A 17,102-nucleotide genomic window follows, 5' to 3' on the forward strand; every position below is an offset into this window, starting at 1 on the left:
TTTATATTCAAAGCTAAAATTACATTTTATATCCTATACCATTTCATTCTTTACCATGGTTTTGCAATTTCTACGACTCGAATTATTAAAAAGTATGAGGTCCACAGCCTTCGCAAAGAGTGCTTTGGTTGCTATTTTCCTTGCTTTTCTGGCAATAGTATTACTTGCTTATGTCTTGTTACTTGGCCTTGTACTAAAGCAGATCATTGAAAAAGGCTTTGATAGCTCAGATGCTTACGCAACACTCAGTGGGGTATTGATTTATTTCTTTCTTTTTGAATTCATGTACAGGTATTTTATCCAGAAACTTCCGGTGATTGAGCTGGAAAGATTTTTACATCTTCCCATCAAGAAAAGCATGATTATTCATTTTCTTTTGGGCAGATCCTTTGTTTCTCCTATGACTTTGATTGCTCCATTGTTGTTTCTGCCATTTGCGGTTCAGGAGGTTGCAACAAGGTTTGGGTCGCCTGCAGCATGGTCATGGATGTTTTGTATTTTATTTACCAGTTGGTCTTTGCATTGGCTGATGCTTTGGTTCAAACAAAAATTTGAAGATAGTATCACCGGAATAGGCGTAGTTTTTCTCGTTTTATTACTTGGGGCAGGATCCAATTATATGGGTTGGTTCAACTTGGGGGACATCATGAAGCCTGTTTTTGATTGGTCATTGACGAGTTTTGTCCCCGTATTGGTGATGTTTTTGGTTTTTCTTGCGCTTCACAGGTTAGCATATACTTATTATTACAACAATGCATACCTGGAAGACCTTACTCAAGATGAAGATGTCCGTTTTGTCAATCAGGAGTTTGGTATTTTCAATAGGTTTGGATTGGCAGGGGAACTTGCCAATTTGGAATGGAAGCTGATCATCCGTCATAAGAAAAGCAGGACCTATCTGATGTTGGCAGGGTTTTTCCTGCTTTATGGGTTGATATTTTACGCCAATCCCCAATATTCCACAGAGGAAGGATTCTCTCATATGTTTGTTTTTGTAGGCTCATTTATAACAGGGATTTTCATGCTCCAATACGGGCAGCTGTTTTTAAGTTGGAACTCAGCCAATTTTGATTTTTTCCTTCAAAAGAGAGACGGTGTGGAAAGCCTGATCAAAGGAAAGTATCTCCTCTTTATTGCAACTTCCTGTTTATGCTTTCTATTGTCAGTTCCTTATGTGTTTTTTGGATGGGATATTTTATTGATCCATATCGCTACCTTTTTATTCAATATGGGAGTGATTATGCACATGGTCATTTATTTGTCCTTATGGAAACCCAAACCAATGGACCTGAACAAAGGAGCTATGTTCAATTATGAAGGAGTGGGAATTGCTCAATTTCTGATGATCATCCCCATGTTTATGGCACCCTATATAGTTTATCTTCCTTTTGCCTTATTGGTCAATCAATATGTGGGATTACTGGCTTTGGGAATTTTTGGAATGGTAGGAATCTTGGCATTTCCTTATTTATCAAATTTACCTGTGCAAAAAGTACTTAATAATCGGTATGAAATTTCATCTTCATTTAGACAAGAGTTATGATAAGTGTACAAAATATTAAAAAACAGTATAAAGAAGCCGTAGTGCTGGATGTGGAATCCATTGAAATTCCCAAATCTGAATGCTTTGGTCTGGTAGGAAATAATGGAGCCGGTAAAACCACCCTTTTCAGAATCATGTTGGATTTGGTAAGGGCTACTTCCGGTGAAGTCTTGATTGACGGCCAAAATGTCAGCAAAACCGAGGAATGGAAGTCTAGGGTAGGCGCTTACCTTGATGAACATATGCTGTTGTCGTATCTTACTCCCGATGAATATTTTGAGACACTGAGAAAAATTTACCGGCTTTCAGAAGAAGATTTAAGATTGCATCTTGAAAATTTCAAAGACCTTTTCAATGATGAAATATTGGGCAAAAAGAAATATATCAGAGACTTATCTAAAGGAAATCTGAAAAAAGTGGGGATAGCCGCGGCATTGATGGGCAATCCTGAAGTCGTGCTGCTTGACGAACCTTTTGAAAACCTTGATCCAAGTTCTCAAATAAGATTGAAGAAGTTGATACTTCATGAAAAAGAGAGGTCTCAGGTTACTTTTTTGATTTCTTCCCATGACCTCAACCATGTTACTGAAATCTGTGACAGAATAGTCTTGTTGGAAAAAGGTAAAGTAATCAAGGACCTGAAAGAAAAGGAATTGATGATGTCCGAATTGGATTCCTATTTCACAGGCTGAAAATATTCCGGAATGAATTGCCAAGGTGATCAAATAGACGGTTGAATCCCAGAGAATTTCAATGGGATTATTATTTCTCTTATTGTTCTGTATTCCGATTTCAAGCCATTGTTCTATAAAAAGATATTCCCTTCTAAATAAAGCGTATTCCCCTTTCCCTTAATCCCGATCAATATTTATCTTATCGATAAGTTTTGATCGGGATTTTTTTTGCCTACAAATCTTTATAAGATAGCTCAAAAAGCGTTTTTAAGCCATGGGAATTTTTAATCGAAAGTTTTTTTAAAATAAATATTAAAAATTATTTGTTTTTTAAATATAAAAAAATGTAATTTGAATCGTAATAATTGTTGTATGAGACAATAATTAGTGATCTCGGTTCAGCTATCTCGCTGATAATGTTAATAGTGAAAATTTTTAAGTAACAAATTTAAACTTGTTTGAAAATGATGAAATATGTAATCAAATTGGAAATCAACGGAATTGAGTTCCAAATCAAAACCCTCGCAGGTAGTGAAAGAGAAGCAAAAGATAAAGCTTGGGATGTTATCATAGAAAGAACATCTTTTATTTCTATTCGTCCTGAAGCTATAATGGAAGTAAACCGCAGTTTCAGTCAAAAAATGGTCACTGGATTTAAAAGTGCATTGTTGTTCTAGTTAGATGTAGTTTTTTTATTTTAAGCATCTGGAAAGTATCCATCTTTTCAGGTGCTTTTTTATTTCTAATTCAAAAAGAAAGATCCATTTGATTTGAGGATAGGGAAATTATATATTGTTATGTTTGTTAACATTGATCATCACTTTCAGATCTTCCCCTGGCAATTCTCAAAAAATATTTGATAGGGTTAAAATCTTGAAATGGCTAAAATAGATAAACATGGACTTAGGATTAAAAGGGAAGAATGCGATAGTATTGGCTTCATCCAAGGGACTTGGGAAAAGTGTAGCTGTAGCACTTGCCCAGGAGGGTGCTAATGTGGCTATTTGTGGTAGGGATAAGAATACTTTGGAGGCCACAAAAAAGGAATTAGAAAAATTTGCTTCCGGCAGAATAATCTCTGGAACATGCAATATCATGGATGCAGGGGATAGAAGGCGTTTTTTTGAAAAGGTCAATGCTGCTTTTGGCGTGATTGATATTTTGGTCACCAATACAGGCGGTCCTGATGCAGGTAGTTTTGGAGATTTTGGATTGGAAGATTGGAAGAGGTTTTATGAATCCATGTTTTTGTCTGCAGTCGATTTCATACAGATGGTACTTCCGGGTATGAAAGATAAGGCGTTTGGAAGAATCTTGGCCATTACTTCTGTTTCAGTCAAGCAGCCTGTTGACAACTTGATTTCCTCCAATGCAGTGCGCACAGCTTTACTTGGTCTGGTCAAAAGTCTTTCCAACGAGTTGGCCCCTTTGGGCATTACAGTAAACAACATTATGCCCGGCTACACCATGACAGATAGGCTAAACCAATTGCTGGAAGGCAATCCAAATGTGGATAAATTAAAAGATTCCGTTCCCATGAAACGTTTTGGCAAGGTTGAAGAATTTGCCGCAGCGGCTGTGTTTTTATTGAGTGAACGTGCAAGCTATATCACAGGGCAGTCATTGGCTGTGGATGGGGGGTTGATAAAGGGATATTAGGAAGGGATGAAGGTAGAAGGATGAGGGTGGTATCGAGAAGCGAGATTTTAGAGCTGGGAACCGAGAGGTGAAGCAAGAGCCAACCTTTGATGCGTCGCGGCGTATCGAAGGTTTTTACCCGAATCCAAAACCATAAAATGTCAAGCAATGTCTAGGAAGTGTCACTTTTCTTTAATCCCCACTAGGAGTAGAATGGCGTAACCTCTAAGCGTAGTTTGTAACTACGCTTTTCTATCATGTTGAATTTGTAATTCAAATTGCCAAGAATTGCCTTTCGTTAGAGTTTTTGGTTGAATTGTCCAATTGCAAATTGGAATATATAAGAGGGTGTAATTGCAAATTCATATCTTTAAACTGAACCAAAAAACAGAATAAAGGTGTAGCCTGATTTGCAAATTAAGTACAGCAATGCTGATACTGCGGTGTAGGGATCACACCTTTATTTTTTCCTCTTCGAATCTGAATAGTACCCAGGCATGAAGAACTCCTTCAATGCTCCATAACGATGAGTTAAGAACAAGAGGGGATACTGTTTTTATAAACCTTCTATCCTATGTTAAAATATTCTGTCGGACTGGATGTTTCTAGTAAATCTATCAATGGCTGCTTATCTTCCATAGATAAAGGTCAAAAAGTAACGGTGAAATCCACCCAGACTTTCCCAAATTCAAAAACCGGTTTTAAATCGATGGATTCTTGGATCAAAAAAAACCGAAAGGATGAAAACGTCCCTTTGGTAATCTGTATGGAAGCTACGGGGAATTACCATGAAACCTGTGCTTTGTACCTGTTTGAAAAGGGCTATTCTGTATCTGTGGTTTTGCCTACCAAGGCGAAAAACTATCTTCGCTCACTTGGAAATAAATCTAAAAACGACACGATCGATGCCCGGGGATTGGCTCAGATGGGAGCCGAGCAATGCCTGTCTCCCTGGTCGCCGTTTGGCAGGTTTTTCTATGAACTCCGTTCCCTGACCAGGCATCACCAGAGCCTGCAGGAACAAAAGACAGCTTCAAGAAATCAGCTCCATGCCATTAAAAACGGCATGTATTCTTCCAAGGCAGTTGAAAAGCAGTTGGAAAACATGATCAAACTGATCGATAAACAGCTAGAACAGCTTGAATCCACAATCAAAAACCACCTCCAATCCAAGGCAGAAGTATGGGGCAAGGTCGGGAATATCTGTTCGATCAAAGGAGTGGGTATCCTTACAGCGGCAATAGTTTTGGCCGAAACCAACGGCTTTGAACTTTTTGAAAACAACAAACAGCTGGTAAGCTATTGCGGATATGATGTCGTCGAAAACCAATCCGGAAAAACCAACGGAAAAACCAGGATCTCAAAAAAAGGAAACTCAAGGATAAGGCGCGCGATGTTCATGCCGGCATTCCAGACAATAACCTATCAGGTCAAACCTTTCTACAACTTATTCAACCGCACTTTCGAAAAGCATGGCTTGAAAATGAAAAGCTATGTGGCTGTCCAAAAGAAAATCCTAACTACCATCTATGCATTATGGAAAAACAATATGCCGTTTATTGAGGATTATCAACCCGAAATATCCAAAGAACAGGAGCTGGAGCTTCCCTCTCCGGTCAGCTTTGAAAAAGCTGAAAAAAATAGTGCCGATCAAGTCGGCACTACACAAGGTAAACATCCAAGTGAACGATCACTGTATGCTTCCTCTCCGGTATCGTAAAGGTAAAAAAAATTAAAATAATCTTGATTTTAAAGATAGTACCTACACCCAGTCCTAGCATTCATTGTTTGGCTACGCCAAGCGGGAAATTTAAGTTGGGTTAGAATTATATTTTATTGAATACAAAACAAAAATCCCCCCTCCCCCAAAACTCTTTGAGTTTTGGGGGAGGGGGGATTTTTAAGTGGAGCTGGAGGGATTCGAACCCTCGTCCAGATAGGGAAACACCGTACCGTCTACATGCTTAGTCACCTGTTGGGTTTTCGATCAAGTACTGCTGGATGACACACCTATACTTGACTTAGCCACTTGTCTTAGCCCTGCTTAGTAGCCTCACAGGGAGCGGCTCTATCATTTCGACACCCCAGAATCAACCCGGAAAGAGCGGCGGGTTGCGGGATGTGGCCGGGGAGAATCTATCGAATCTCAACCCTTTAAGCATTATCTATTCCCCTGAGGGACAGATTAGGCAGCCATGGCGTAAGAAGTTTCGCCAGTTATAGTCGTATGAATTATTCAAGGCCGTACATACTCCGGCCTGCATGCGAGCCCAGTCCTTACACCTACTGTCAAAACCGGTCAGCCCCATTGTTTCTAAATGGGAGACAAATATAGGGGAAAAATGGTTCAATGTTAGATGGTATATATGAGATATGAGACACAAGACACAAGACTTAAGACAAAAGAACCAAAGCCTGGAGAATTCTTTCGGGAGCATCAAGAGATTCCAGGTGTCTACCAACGACAAAATTTGAAATCGGGTGTCTAATACTACAAATAGCATTGAATTTATAATAAAACTTTGCCTTGTCACTTCGACTTCAGGAGAAGTCTTCTCTCTTCAAGGTTAATAGATTTCTCTCTTACTTACCAATGACATCATCATCGGAGCAGCCGTCATGCTGAACGTAGAGAAGCATCTCATGGGGATCAGAAAACGGTTAATATAATCATAAATAGGACCGATGGAGATCCTTCGTACCTCAGGATGACGCCCATCTTGATGTCATTACCCTTTCTGTATATGCCAATTTTCTCCACTCGAAATGACAAAATCCGACAACCTGCCAATATCCTTGCAATCCGATTCAAAAATTGAAACCTTTGTGGCTTATTAATAAAATCTGTTTTGAGAAAGATTATTTTCATTGTATTGTTTTCCATCTCCTTTCCTTCCTACTCCCAAATACTAAATATTGAAAGATACCGGCTGAAAGGTGATTCTTCGAAGGTATTTGTAGCCAAAGCAACGGCTGGGCTCAATGTATATAACAGGAGCGCAGCTGCTGATGCCCCTGTCAATCTTTTTGGCTACAAATGGGATATCAATACCATGTATCATCCTGGAAAACATGCATATATTTTTGTTTCTAACTTTGATTACCTCCGAATAAATGATTCCGACTTTCTGAATTTCGGTCTGATTCATGGGCGTACGGTTTTTAATTTTGAGGAAAAAAATAACATTGAAACCTTCGTGCAATATTCTTTTGATAATTTCCGGGGCTTGTCACCAAGATGGATAGCAGGAGGGACTTTCAGGACAAGAGTATTAGAAAGCGATCGACTGACTTTGATTCTTGGTTTGGGGGGGCTTTATGAAAATGAAACTTGGCAGCATCCTTTTACTGAAGAATCCGTCAATGTGGATTTTTTCAAAAGTTCAAATTATTTCTCATTCCGATTAACTGTCAATGAATACGTCGATTTCAATATGGTCAATTATTACCAAGTTGGGTATGACCAGTCTATTCAGGCTTTCAGAAATAGGATTAACGGCAACTTCAACCTCAACACCAAGATTTCGGATAGGTTCTCATTTACGAATACTTTTGATTTTTCTTATGAAGACAAACCTATTGTCCCAATCACTAAGTTTATATTTGCTTTCAAGACCGGGATTTCTTTTGATTTTTAATTCAGCTAGTAATGAATGATTTAATAAAAATTTTCTTCCTTGTATGGGTATCTTCTGAGTCAGGTTTCCAATAATTTTATATCTTGCGCTGATGGAAAATTTTGTTGTTTCAGCTAGAAAATATAGGCCTTCCAATTTTAAAAGTGTCGTAGGTCAGGGGCATATTACCACCACCCTGAAAAACGCCATCAAAAACAACCATTTGGCCCAGGCTTTCCTTTTTTGCGGTCCACGTGGAGTGGGGAAAACAACTTGTGCGAGAATTTTGGCCAAGACCATCAATTGTCAAAATCTCACAGCTGATTATGAGGCCTGCAATGAATGTGATTCCTGCAAAGCTTTCAATAACAATGCCTCCTTCAATGTCCATGAACTCGATGCAGCATCCAACAATTCCGTGGATGATATCAGAAACCTGGTAGAACAGGTCAGGTATGCCCCGCAGCAGGGACAATATAAAATCTATATCATAGATGAAGTTCACATGCTTTCGAATCAGGCATTCAATGCCTTTTTGAAAACTTTGGAAGAACCGCCTAAGTATGCCATATTTATTTTGGCAACCACTGAAAAATATAAAATCATCCCTACCATTCTTTCGAGATGTCAGATATTTGACTTCAACAGAATTCAGATTACCGATATTACACATCATCTTAAATATATCGCTACGGAGGAAAAAATAGAAGCAGAAGAGGAGGCTTTGAGATTGATTGCTACTAAGGCAGATGGGGCATTGAGAGATGCGCTGTCCATTTTTGATTTGATAGTGACCTATTCAGCCGGGAAAAGAGTGACCTATCAGGAAACTATCAGCAACCTGCATATCCTTGACTATGACTACTATTTTAAAGTCCTTGATGCCTTACTTTCAGGCAGTATTTCTGAAGCTTTGCTGATTTTTGATGAAATTCTCAAAAAAGGATTTGATGGTCACAATTTTATTTCCGGCTTGATGGAACATTTGAGGGATTTGATGGTATGTAAAGATCAATCGACCATTGAGTTGATACAGGTTTCTGATTCCGCTAAAGAAAGATACCTACAACAATCGCAGCAAGCCGCTATTTCGTTTTTGCTGTCTGCCCTGAATATCTGCAGCCAATGTGATATACATTATAAAACCAGCAAAAACCAAAGGCTTCATGTAGAATTGGCTTTAATGAAAATGGCTAAATTGCCCCAAGCCATTTCCTTGGCCGCTTTGGCGCAAGAAGAATCAAAAAAAAAAAACTGATTGAGCCCGAACCTACTGTCGAAAAAAGCAGTGTTTCAAATTCTCTTTTTAAAGAAAAAAATCCCTTTGCTCCCAAGAAAACAGAAGTTCAGCGGACCCTTTCTATCCCTACCAGTATTCATGCCGCAAAAAAATCTTTTGGCGAGAAGGCCCTTCAGATTGATTTGGATGAAAAGGAGTCCAAAGAGCGCAGCGAAGAGAATATCTCACAATTGGCGGAAATTTTTGATTATGATAAACTGAAAAGTGTCATTCAGGAAATAATTGAAGACCTCAAATCCCAACACAAAACCCTAGAGGTGACTGTTTTGAAACAGTCGTTTATTTTGGAAGGAGAAACCATTACCTATCACCTCAATGGAGAAATACAGCAGGATATTTTTTTAAAAATCAAGAATGACATATTGGGGATTCTTAGAAGGAAGCTGAACAACTATAGCATTCATCTCGAATCTGAAATAAAAGAAGATGACGAAAGTAGTAAGAAGAAACTCTATACGAGTACTGACAAGCTTCATTATCTTTTGGAAAAATCGCCAGCCCTGGCAGAATTGAAAAAGAGATTCGGACTTGAGACTGATTTTTAAAAGTCCAGACCAATTCCAAAGTTAATCATGTTTTGAAACTGCACGGCCTGTTTGGGTGGTCCTGATTCCTGTTGTATCAGGACACTTTCATCGTATATTAATATAGTTTCTATTCTAGTGGTAATATATTTATTGACTCTCAGGGAAATGATTGAATTGAAATTGACAACTAGATTTCCTAGCCTTTCAAAATTGGAGAAAAGGTTTAAATCCGCCCTCCATCTTACATTTTCAATCAATTGAATATCTGTAGTGGAACTTACTGAAATTCCTGCTTCTACCCGGACTATTTCTCCGGGTACTACCCCAAAGGCCCCCGCTCGACTGAGAGAATCATCCAATACTACTGTGAAACGACCTGTAAATGGTGATCCGATGATTGAAATCCTATCTTTATTTTCATATTCCTTACGATAATTCAGACCTGTCGAAGATTGAATGTAAGCGGGTGCCAAAAAATCAGAAAGTTTTGTTCTTTCATCTTCTTCAGCACCAGAAGGTCTAAAATATCTATATCCTGCCAATAATTGGGTTCTCGCATCCAATTGAGTGGATAAAAACCAAATTTTCGTCAACTCTCTACCATATTTGGTTATAAAAAAAAAGTTATCATTCGTTTTTCGCAATGGGAATCTCCTATCAGCTTGCCTGTTAAAACCCAAATTAACCGTTAATTTAGTATCCCAGATTATCTCATTTTTACTGAAATTGGCAAACAGGTTCAGGCCTGTTGTCAATGCAAGGTTACTCGCTCCGCCCGCATTCCAGTTGGAAAGATGGACTTGTTGTAGACTGAAGTTAAAATTACCTCCCTTATTCCAATAAACAGGCTTTACTTTTTGTTTAATTATAATGGAATCTCCAAGCATGATGATAGTATCGCCACTGATCAGTAAGGTATCGGCGAGTAATAATTCATCTTGGGCTTTTAAAGAAGCTAAAGAAGAAAAAAAAAGAAGAAGTAAAAGGATATGTTTTTTTGACATATTAATTTTAAAGAACCAAAGTTCAAAAATAAAGATCAGGGTTTATTTATTGTCAACTTTTGGCCAATCTTTATATCGTTGTTAGGTAACCTGTTCCATTTTTTGATGTCATCCACAGTTACCCCGTATTTTTGGCTGATTCGAAAGAGATTTTCTCCTTGAACCACAGTATGAATGATCGCTTTTGAACTTGAAGAAGGTGGGGTTGGGTTTTGTTGAGGTTGGGATGGATTAACCCTTGGTGAACTAGAGGATGTTGTCTGCTGATTGTTGTAAGCGATTACTTTTTTGAACTCAGAAGCAGGTACGATAGGAATTTCTTCACCCCTTTTGAGATGTTCTCTCAAATTCAACATCATTCCTGCTTTCAAGTCATTATCATTATTGATCCTGTTTTTTGCTTTTAAAGCTGATAATTTGATTCCGTACATTTGGGAAATAGACCAAAGTGTTTCTCCTGGAAGAACCACATGTTGTTCTTCTTCCGCTCTGGTTTTCTTTGCTTTGGTATAATAATATTGTCCGGCCTCTATCTTTTCATTTTTATCCAGATCATTGATCCTTCTGAATTTATTTTCTTTTATACCGATCTGTTCCGTGAATTTTTCCTGCGTTGTGGTATTGGCAGCTTTAATCCCATCAATGTTGTTGACCTTGATCTGATTGGGTTGGGTAGCGTTTGTTTGGTTGCCGGTGACTTTGGGATAAGCGGTATTACTGACTACACTGACAGTTGTTGAAGCAGGTTGGGGTACAGGCTGGGTTTGGGCAATTGCAGGTCTTGCCTGTGGTGTTCCTTCCCTCAAATATACAATAGAGTAAGGCCTGTCATCGGGTATATTGCCTTTGGCTGTCCATTTGTTGTATTCTTTTAAATGGGCTTCTGTAACGCCCAGCCTTGGCGCAAGGGCTTTCAAGGTTGTAGGGCCTTGGACCCGGATTTCTTCCAAATATCCTGAATTGCTTGCCAACATCACTGTAGGACCTTCGAAGGCTACCTTGTGGGCCAGGAATTTCTTGAAATACCAATGTGAATTTCTGTCTATTTCGACAACTTTCTTTCCGTTGTACTGGGTGCCAAAATATCCTCTAGCTCCGCCCAATCCCATTTGATAGGCTACCAAAGCACACATCCAATTGTCAAACTGGGCATTATTTTTTTTCAGATATCTTGCTGCACCTTGGGTGGAGGCTACTATGTTTTTTCTGTCATCAACTTGATTGTCCACTCTTAAATTTACTTCTTCTGCAGTTCCTTGTTTGAACTGCCAGAACCCTACCGCGTTTGAGGTGGAAACTGCATCAGGGATCAAACTGCTTTCCTGTATGACCAGATATTTGAAATCAGTGGGTACTCCGGCATCTCTCAATTCCTGCTCCACTAAGGGCAAATAAAGATTTACCCTTTCGGCTTTTGCCTGGAAATAGGTAGGGCTACGGTAAAGGGCATCCACATCACTTTGGATTTCTCTTCTCGCCTGTTCATTGATTTTGATGGTCAGATCTGCAAAACGGAGTTCATTGGGGACTTGTGGGATTTGGGCTATGGCCATGGGGCCCATCAAAAAAGTAAAACAAATCAGTAAGTTTCTTTTGAAGGTTTTTAAATTATTCATGCTCATAGTTTTCTTGCCAGCATTAATCCATCTCTGATAGGAAGAAGTACATTTTCAACACGGGGATCATTCTGTACCATTTTATTGTAATCCATTATGATCTGAGTGTCTTTATCAATCTTTTTCCCTTCTTCGGTAATCACTTTTCCGGACCACAATACATTGTCTGCCAATATGATGCCACCTTGATTCATTTTTTCAACGACAAGGTTGTAATAATTGATATAGTTTGCCTTGTCTGCATCAATAAAGACCATGTCAAATTTCTCATCAATGGAAGGAATGATATCCATGGCGTTTCCGATTCGGTAATCTATTTTGAAGGCCAATCCTGACTTTTCAAAAAATTCCCTGACCATATCTTCCAATTCTTCATTGATATCCAAAGTGATAAGCCTGCCATTTTCCTGTAGTCCCCTAGCCATACAGATTCCGGAATAACCTGTAAATGTCCCGATTTCCAAGATTACTTGGGGATTCAATATTTTAACCAGCAATTCCAAGGTCTTTCCCTGTAAATGACCGGACAGCATCCTTGGCATCAATACCTTTGCATGGGTTTCCCGGGTAATATGACGGAGCAATTCATCTTCACTACTGCTGTGGTCTTCACAATATGCTAATAGTTCGGGTGAGATAAAATCCATTTTCAGGCAGGTATATAATTCAGGTAACTCAATTGGTCAGGGCTATAGACCTCATTGGCAATATCCAGCAAATCTTCTGCGGTCGTTTCCCTAATGATGCCAAAGATAGTATCCAAGGAGTCAATTTTTCCCTTATCCAGCAAGTTTTTACCAAAAACCAACATCAATGCCGCATAATTTTCTTCTGCCATCGCCATTTGTCCAATGGCCTGTTCTTTGGCCATATGAAGTTGCATGGTTCCCAATTTTTTAAGCCTCAACTTTTCCATTTCTTTCAGCACTACTTTCTTAGCGCGGTTTGCAGTCTTCGGTTCAGTACCAAAATATACGCCTACAAAACCTGTATCTGAATAAGCTTGATAATGGGATTCTACACTATAGACATAGCCATGTTTTTCCCTTAAGGAAAGATTTAAACGGGAATTCATACTTGGGCCACCAAGGATATTATTGAGTAGGTACAGTTGAAACCTTCTGCTATCATACATGGAAAATGCAGGTTTTCCTATGGCACAATGCGCCTGCGTTATTTCCTTTTCTACAAATTTAATTTTTGGTTGGTAATTTGTGAAACTGCCCCTGATATAAAGACTTCTTTTCATCGGGATTTCAGTTAGAAAGGGTTCAACCTGCTGCAGCACTTTTTTGAAAGATATATTTCCGATTACTGAGAAGACTATCTGCGTGGTATCAAGCCGGGAAGAAATAAACTCAAAAAAGTCCTCCTGACTGAAGTTGGCTACTGTAAGTTCATTTCCCAGAATATTTCTACCCAAAGCATGTCCTTCAAAAATCATCTCATCAAAATCATCCTGAATAGAATCATCAGGTGAATCACGGTACATGGCCATTTCCTCCAATATGACTTGTCTCTCTTTGTCGATCTGTTTTTTTGGGAATGTACTGTTGAAAGTAATATCACATAAAAGCTCGGCAGCTTTTGGGAAGTGTTCCTTCAGGGTACTTGAATAAAAACAGATTTTTTCCTTGGTGGTGTAGGCGTTCAACTCACCGCCAAGGGATTCCAATCGGTTGATAATGTGATAGGCTTTTCTTTTTTTGGTCCCTTTGAAGGCCATGTGTTCCCAGAAATGGGCCAGTCCTTCCTGTTCTTTGGATTCGTCTCTACTTCCAATATTGAGTACAAAACCACAATGTACCATTCGGGTATGGGTGACTTCCTGATGTACTATTCGGATCCCATTGGGAAGTTCCTTTAAATTATATTGCATGCTTGATTTTTCCTTGCCTCAAAGTACAAAAATAAAAGACTTATTGATGTGTTTTTTTACCCAATTGATAAATGGTATTTTTGGTTCAATATCTATTATGCTATTTTCATACTTCTCAAATACCAAATATCAGGACTCATTATGAAATACACACCTTTGTCGCAGAACTTTTATATCAAAAACCGTCAAAAATTAAAAGAAAGACTTCTCCCAAAATCATTGGCAGTTTTTCATTCCAATGATATTTTGCCAACCAACGCAGATGGAACAGTTCGTTTCCGACAGAATAATGATATTTTTTACCTCACCGGGATTGACCAAGAGGAATCAGTATTGGTTTTATGCCCTGATTTTCCTGATCCTAATATGAGAGAAGTGCTGTTTTTGCGTGAAACCAACGAGCATATTGCCATTTGGGAAGGCCATAAATATACCAAAGAGGAAGCTTTGGCCACTTCAGGTGTTCAGAATATCCAATGGGTTTCCAATTTTGAAAGTGTCCTGAATACTTTGATGGCCTTAAGCGAAAATGTCTTTCTCAATACCAATGAGCATCTTCGTGCCGCTGTGGTGGTGGAAACCAGAGATGCCCGTTTTATAAAATCCTGTAAGGAAAGATATCCCCTGCACCACTACCATCGTGTAGCGCCAATCATGCATGCATTAAGGGCTGTAAAGGAAAAAGAAGAAATTGATCAGATGCAAATCGCCTGTAATATTACAGAAAAAGGCTTTAGAAGGATACTTTCTTTTGTTAAGCCTGGGGTAACTGAATTTGAGATCGAAGCCGAGTATATCCATGAGTTTATCCGTAATCGCAGTAGGGGTTTTGCCTATGAACCCATCATTGCCTGTGGGGCCAATGCCTGCGTGCTGCATTATATTGAAAACAAGGAGCTCTGTAAAGATGGGGATTTGATTCTTATGGATGTCGGGGCAGAATATGGGAATTATAATGCAGATATGACCAGGACCATTCCAGTTAATGGGAGGTTTACAAAAAGACAAAGGGAAGTATATAATGCCGTATTGCGGGTTAAAAGAGGCGCCATGAATATTTTACGGCCAGGAATCAATATACAGGATTATCACAAAGAGGTGGGTTTGATGATGCAGTCAGAATTGCTTGAACTGGGCTTGATAGACCAAACTGACATCAAAAATCAGGATCCCAAGACGCCGGCCTACAAAAAATATTTTATGCACGGCACCTCACACCACTTGGGCTTGGATGTCCATGATGTAGGGACTATGCATGAACCCATCACACCGGGAATGGTTTTTACAGTTGAGCCGGGGATTTATATACCAAAGGAAAACCTCGGGATTCGGTTGGAAAATAACATCGTTATTTTGGAAGAAGGGTATTTTGATCTGATGAGGAATATCCCCATAGTCGCTGAAGAAATAGAGGATTTAATGAACTGAGATTTAATTTCGACCAGGGTATTTATCGGAACTGATCCATCTGATCAGTTCATATTTTGTTACTAAAAGTTATTGGAAACAGAATATTTATGCACTTTATAGTTATTTAGAATTATTATAAAAATTTTGTTATTTATTATAATAATTAAATTTTATAATTTTTAAATTGTAATAAATCAACGATTTATTTTTAAATGCAAATTAAATTTTTTGATAAGTACTTTTTACAATATTTAGGTTAGGGTTTTTGCTATTTTTTCATAAAAAATATGTAATTTCCCAAAAAAATTGAATTACATCCTGACAAAAGTGTTATTCATAAGCTTTTAATTGTTTTCTTAGAGAGTTTTTTACTAAGACATTTGGATGTAATTATTTGATAAATTAAGTAAAAAAAGATACTCATTCTTTTAGTCTACTTAATTGAAATTCTTGATTTTTGACCAATTCGAAACATAAATTATGAAAAAATCCCTTAATTCATCGCTCCTTTTATTCATTTCAATTTTATTCTTGGCAAGCTGTCAATTTACTAATCAAGAGGTGGTTACTGAAAAAATTGATGCGGAATTCAGAAAAGTAAATGTCGAGGATTTCAGAGCCGAACTTCCAGGATACTTCACAGATCAGCTTGGAGAATTTGAAAAGGCTAGGATCAATAACTATGATGTGGAATTTGTGGGAAGAAATGTGGAAAAAATAGATGGAGTCACAAGTACCACATTCCACTATAAAGTAAGCGGCATCGGAAAATCTTCTGATTTAGAGAAATTTTTTCTCCAGGTACCTTCATGTGCCGGAATTCCTACCTCTTGGGAACCGCTCCAATCTTCTAAATTGGATTCAAAAGGGATCACTTGGAGTTTAACAATCGGAAAAGATGAAAGTAAGAGCTTTTCAATGACTTTCCTTGGCGATGTGCCTCTTGGGGTTATCGAAAGCAGCATCACCAGGAATGGCAAAAGAGAAAAATGTAAAATAATGGGACCTTGCGAAGGCGTGACAGATATTTGTGGAAGCATTTTTATTGATGCCAATGCAGACGGAATCAAACAAAACTCTGAATCAGGAATTCCTGAAACTGAAATATTTTTGAGGGACAAAAAAACAAATAAAATTTTAGGATCAGTAATGACCCTTGAAGATGGTTCTTTTTCTTTCCAAGTTTTGGAAGGTGAATACAATGTCGAAACCACAGACGAATTGCTCAACCTGAGTTATAAATCAACGACCCCATCGAGCGTGCACTTTTGTACTGATGAGACAGATGGGTCCTGCATCAATTTTGGATTCGAAATAGATTCAGAAAAAATGACTCGTGAATTGGAAGAAGGAATTGTAGAAGGAACCGCTGAATGTGCTGATTTTTGGGTTGATCAGTTAAAATATTGTGGAACATCAAAAGGTGATTATACTGAGGCTGAAATTTTAGAATTTCTCAAGCAAATTGAGAAACTCTTGTTGAATGAACCTTTTCAATTTGGGAGCAGAAAAATCAAAACAGCATTAGAAATTTTGGAACCAACAGGCAAGTCTGACATAGAATTGTTCCTTAAAGAATTGCTTACTGCTGAATTGAACGTAGTCAGCCAAAGAGGAGCGCTTAAAGATAATAATGGAGATCTAATATTATGGGATAATTATAATCAAGCATTATTGATTCATTCTGAAGCCATCGGATGTGAAGAGCTTGGTATTTGTTCAGAAAACCCCAATGACAGAAAATCAAATATCACAGGTAAAGGTTCAAGAACAATGAATTCAAGGTTGGTTGACACCACAAATACACTTCGCGCATTTAATGGAACCGGAGGAATCAGGAATTAATTAATGTAATTGATTATATTCATTCGATGAATCTCCGTTTTTCTCTAGC

At 38.3% G+C, this 17,102-nt stretch carries 14 protein-coding genes and 1 other RNA gene; 10 read left to right on the top strand and 5 right to left on the bottom strand.

The genetic code is table 11. The annotated features are described in order from the left end of the window. Positions 1 to 55: 55 nt before the first annotated feature. From B9A52_RS10425 to B9A52_RS10445, 5 genes are all read left to right on the top strand, one after another. Complete coding sequence (locus B9A52_RS10425; RefSeq protein WP_084120420.1) at positions 56 to 1,543, top strand: DUF5687 family protein; 1,488 nt, start codon at positions 56 to 58, stop codon at positions 1,541 to 1,543. Beyond that, positions 1,540 to 2,235, top strand: coding sequence for an ABC transporter ATP-binding protein (locus B9A52_RS10430; RefSeq protein WP_084120421.1), 696 nt, complete (start codon positions 1,540 to 1,542; stop codon positions 2,233 to 2,235). The genes B9A52_RS10425 and B9A52_RS10430 overlap by 4 nt, the downstream gene beginning before the upstream one ends. Positions 2,236 to 2,681: 446 nt before the next feature. Continuing rightward, a complete protein-coding gene (locus B9A52_RS10435; protein ID WP_084120422.1) occupies positions 2,682 to 2,894 on the top strand; it encodes a hypothetical protein in 213 nt (70 codons plus the stop codon). Between the two features lie 220 nt (positions 2,895 to 3,114). Continuing rightward, positions 3,115 to 3,876 (top strand): SDR family oxidoreductase, encoded by a 762-nt coding sequence (locus B9A52_RS10440; protein WP_084120423.1) that lies wholly within the window; start codon positions 3,115 to 3,117, stop codon positions 3,874 to 3,876. Between the two features lie 553 nt (positions 3,877 to 4,429). After that, complete coding sequence (locus B9A52_RS10445; RefSeq protein WP_113926323.1) at positions 4,430 to 5,575, top strand: IS110 family RNA-guided transposase; 1,146 nt, start codon at positions 4,430 to 4,432, stop codon at positions 5,573 to 5,575. 182 nt (positions 5,576 to 5,757) lie between these two features. Here B9A52_RS10445 and ssrA read toward each other — a convergent pair. Next, positions 5,758 to 6,162: a transfer-messenger RNA gene (ssrA, locus tag B9A52_RS10450) on the bottom strand. A gap of 542 nt (positions 6,163 to 6,704) precedes the next feature. Here ssrA and B9A52_RS10455 point away from each other — a divergent pair. The 3 genes from B9A52_RS10455 to B9A52_RS10465 all read left to right on the top strand — a co-directional run bounded on the left by B9A52_RS10455 (position 6,705) and on the right by B9A52_RS10465 (position 9,317). After that, entirely contained in the window at positions 6,705 to 7,493 is a 789-nt protein-coding gene (locus B9A52_RS10455) for a DUF481 domain-containing protein (protein WP_084120424.1), read from the top strand. Between the two features lie 91 nt (positions 7,494 to 7,584). Further along, positions 7,585 to 8,730, top strand: coding sequence for a DNA polymerase III subunit gamma/tau (locus B9A52_RS10460; RefSeq protein ID WP_084120425.1), 1,146 nt, complete (start codon positions 7,585 to 7,587; stop codon positions 8,728 to 8,730). 164 nt (positions 8,731 to 8,894) lie between these two features. Further along, positions 8,895 to 9,317, top strand: a complete 423-nt coding sequence (locus B9A52_RS10465) for a hypothetical protein (protein ID WP_231955563.1) — start codon at positions 8,895 to 8,897, stop codon at positions 9,315 to 9,317. Here the strand turns inward: B9A52_RS10465 and B9A52_RS10470 are convergent. From B9A52_RS10470 to B9A52_RS10485, 4 genes are read right to left on the bottom strand one after another with little or no spacing between them, the layout of a single operon-like run. After that, the gene (locus B9A52_RS10470) at positions 9,314 to 10,303 is read right to left on the bottom strand and encodes a DUF3078 domain-containing protein (protein WP_084120427.1); all 990 of its coding nucleotides are present in this window, start codon (positions 10,301 to 10,303) and stop codon (positions 9,314 to 9,316) included. The two genes, B9A52_RS10465 and B9A52_RS10470, sit on opposite strands and share 4 nt — an antisense overlap. Positions 10,304 to 10,338: 35 nt before the next feature. Then, complete coding sequence (locus tag B9A52_RS10475) at positions 10,339 to 11,925, bottom strand: LysM peptidoglycan-binding domain-containing protein (RefSeq protein ID WP_084120428.1); 1,587 nt, start codon at positions 11,923 to 11,925, stop codon at positions 10,339 to 10,341. Next, complete coding sequence (locus B9A52_RS10480; protein WP_084120429.1) at positions 11,922 to 12,566, bottom strand: O-methyltransferase; 645 nt, start codon at positions 12,564 to 12,566, stop codon at positions 11,922 to 11,924. The genes B9A52_RS10475 and B9A52_RS10480 overlap by 4 nt, the downstream gene beginning before the upstream one ends. Positions 12,567 to 12,568: 2 nt before the next feature. After that, positions 12,569 to 13,798, bottom strand: a complete 1,230-nt coding sequence (locus B9A52_RS10485) for a M16 family metallopeptidase (protein WP_084120430.1) — start codon at positions 13,796 to 13,798, stop codon at positions 12,569 to 12,571. Positions 13,799 to 13,939: 141 nt separating this feature from the next. Between B9A52_RS10485 and B9A52_RS10490 the strand changes: the two genes are divergently transcribed. Next, on the top strand, positions 13,940 to 15,226 hold the full coding sequence (locus B9A52_RS10490) for an aminopeptidase P family protein (RefSeq protein WP_084120431.1): 1,287 nt from the start codon (positions 13,940 to 13,942) through the stop codon (positions 15,224 to 15,226). A gap of 462 nt (positions 15,227 to 15,688) precedes the next feature. Next, complete coding sequence (locus B9A52_RS10495) at positions 15,689 to 17,053, top strand: SdrD B-like domain-containing protein (protein ID WP_084120432.1); 1,365 nt, start codon at positions 15,689 to 15,691, stop codon at positions 17,051 to 17,053. The last annotated feature ends 49 nt before the right edge of the window (positions 17,054 to 17,102 follow it).

Source organism: Aquiflexum balticum DSM 16537 (assembly GCF_900176595.1).
Taxonomy (GTDB): domain Bacteria; phylum Bacteroidota; class Bacteroidia; order Cytophagales; family Cyclobacteriaceae; genus Aquiflexum; species Aquiflexum balticum.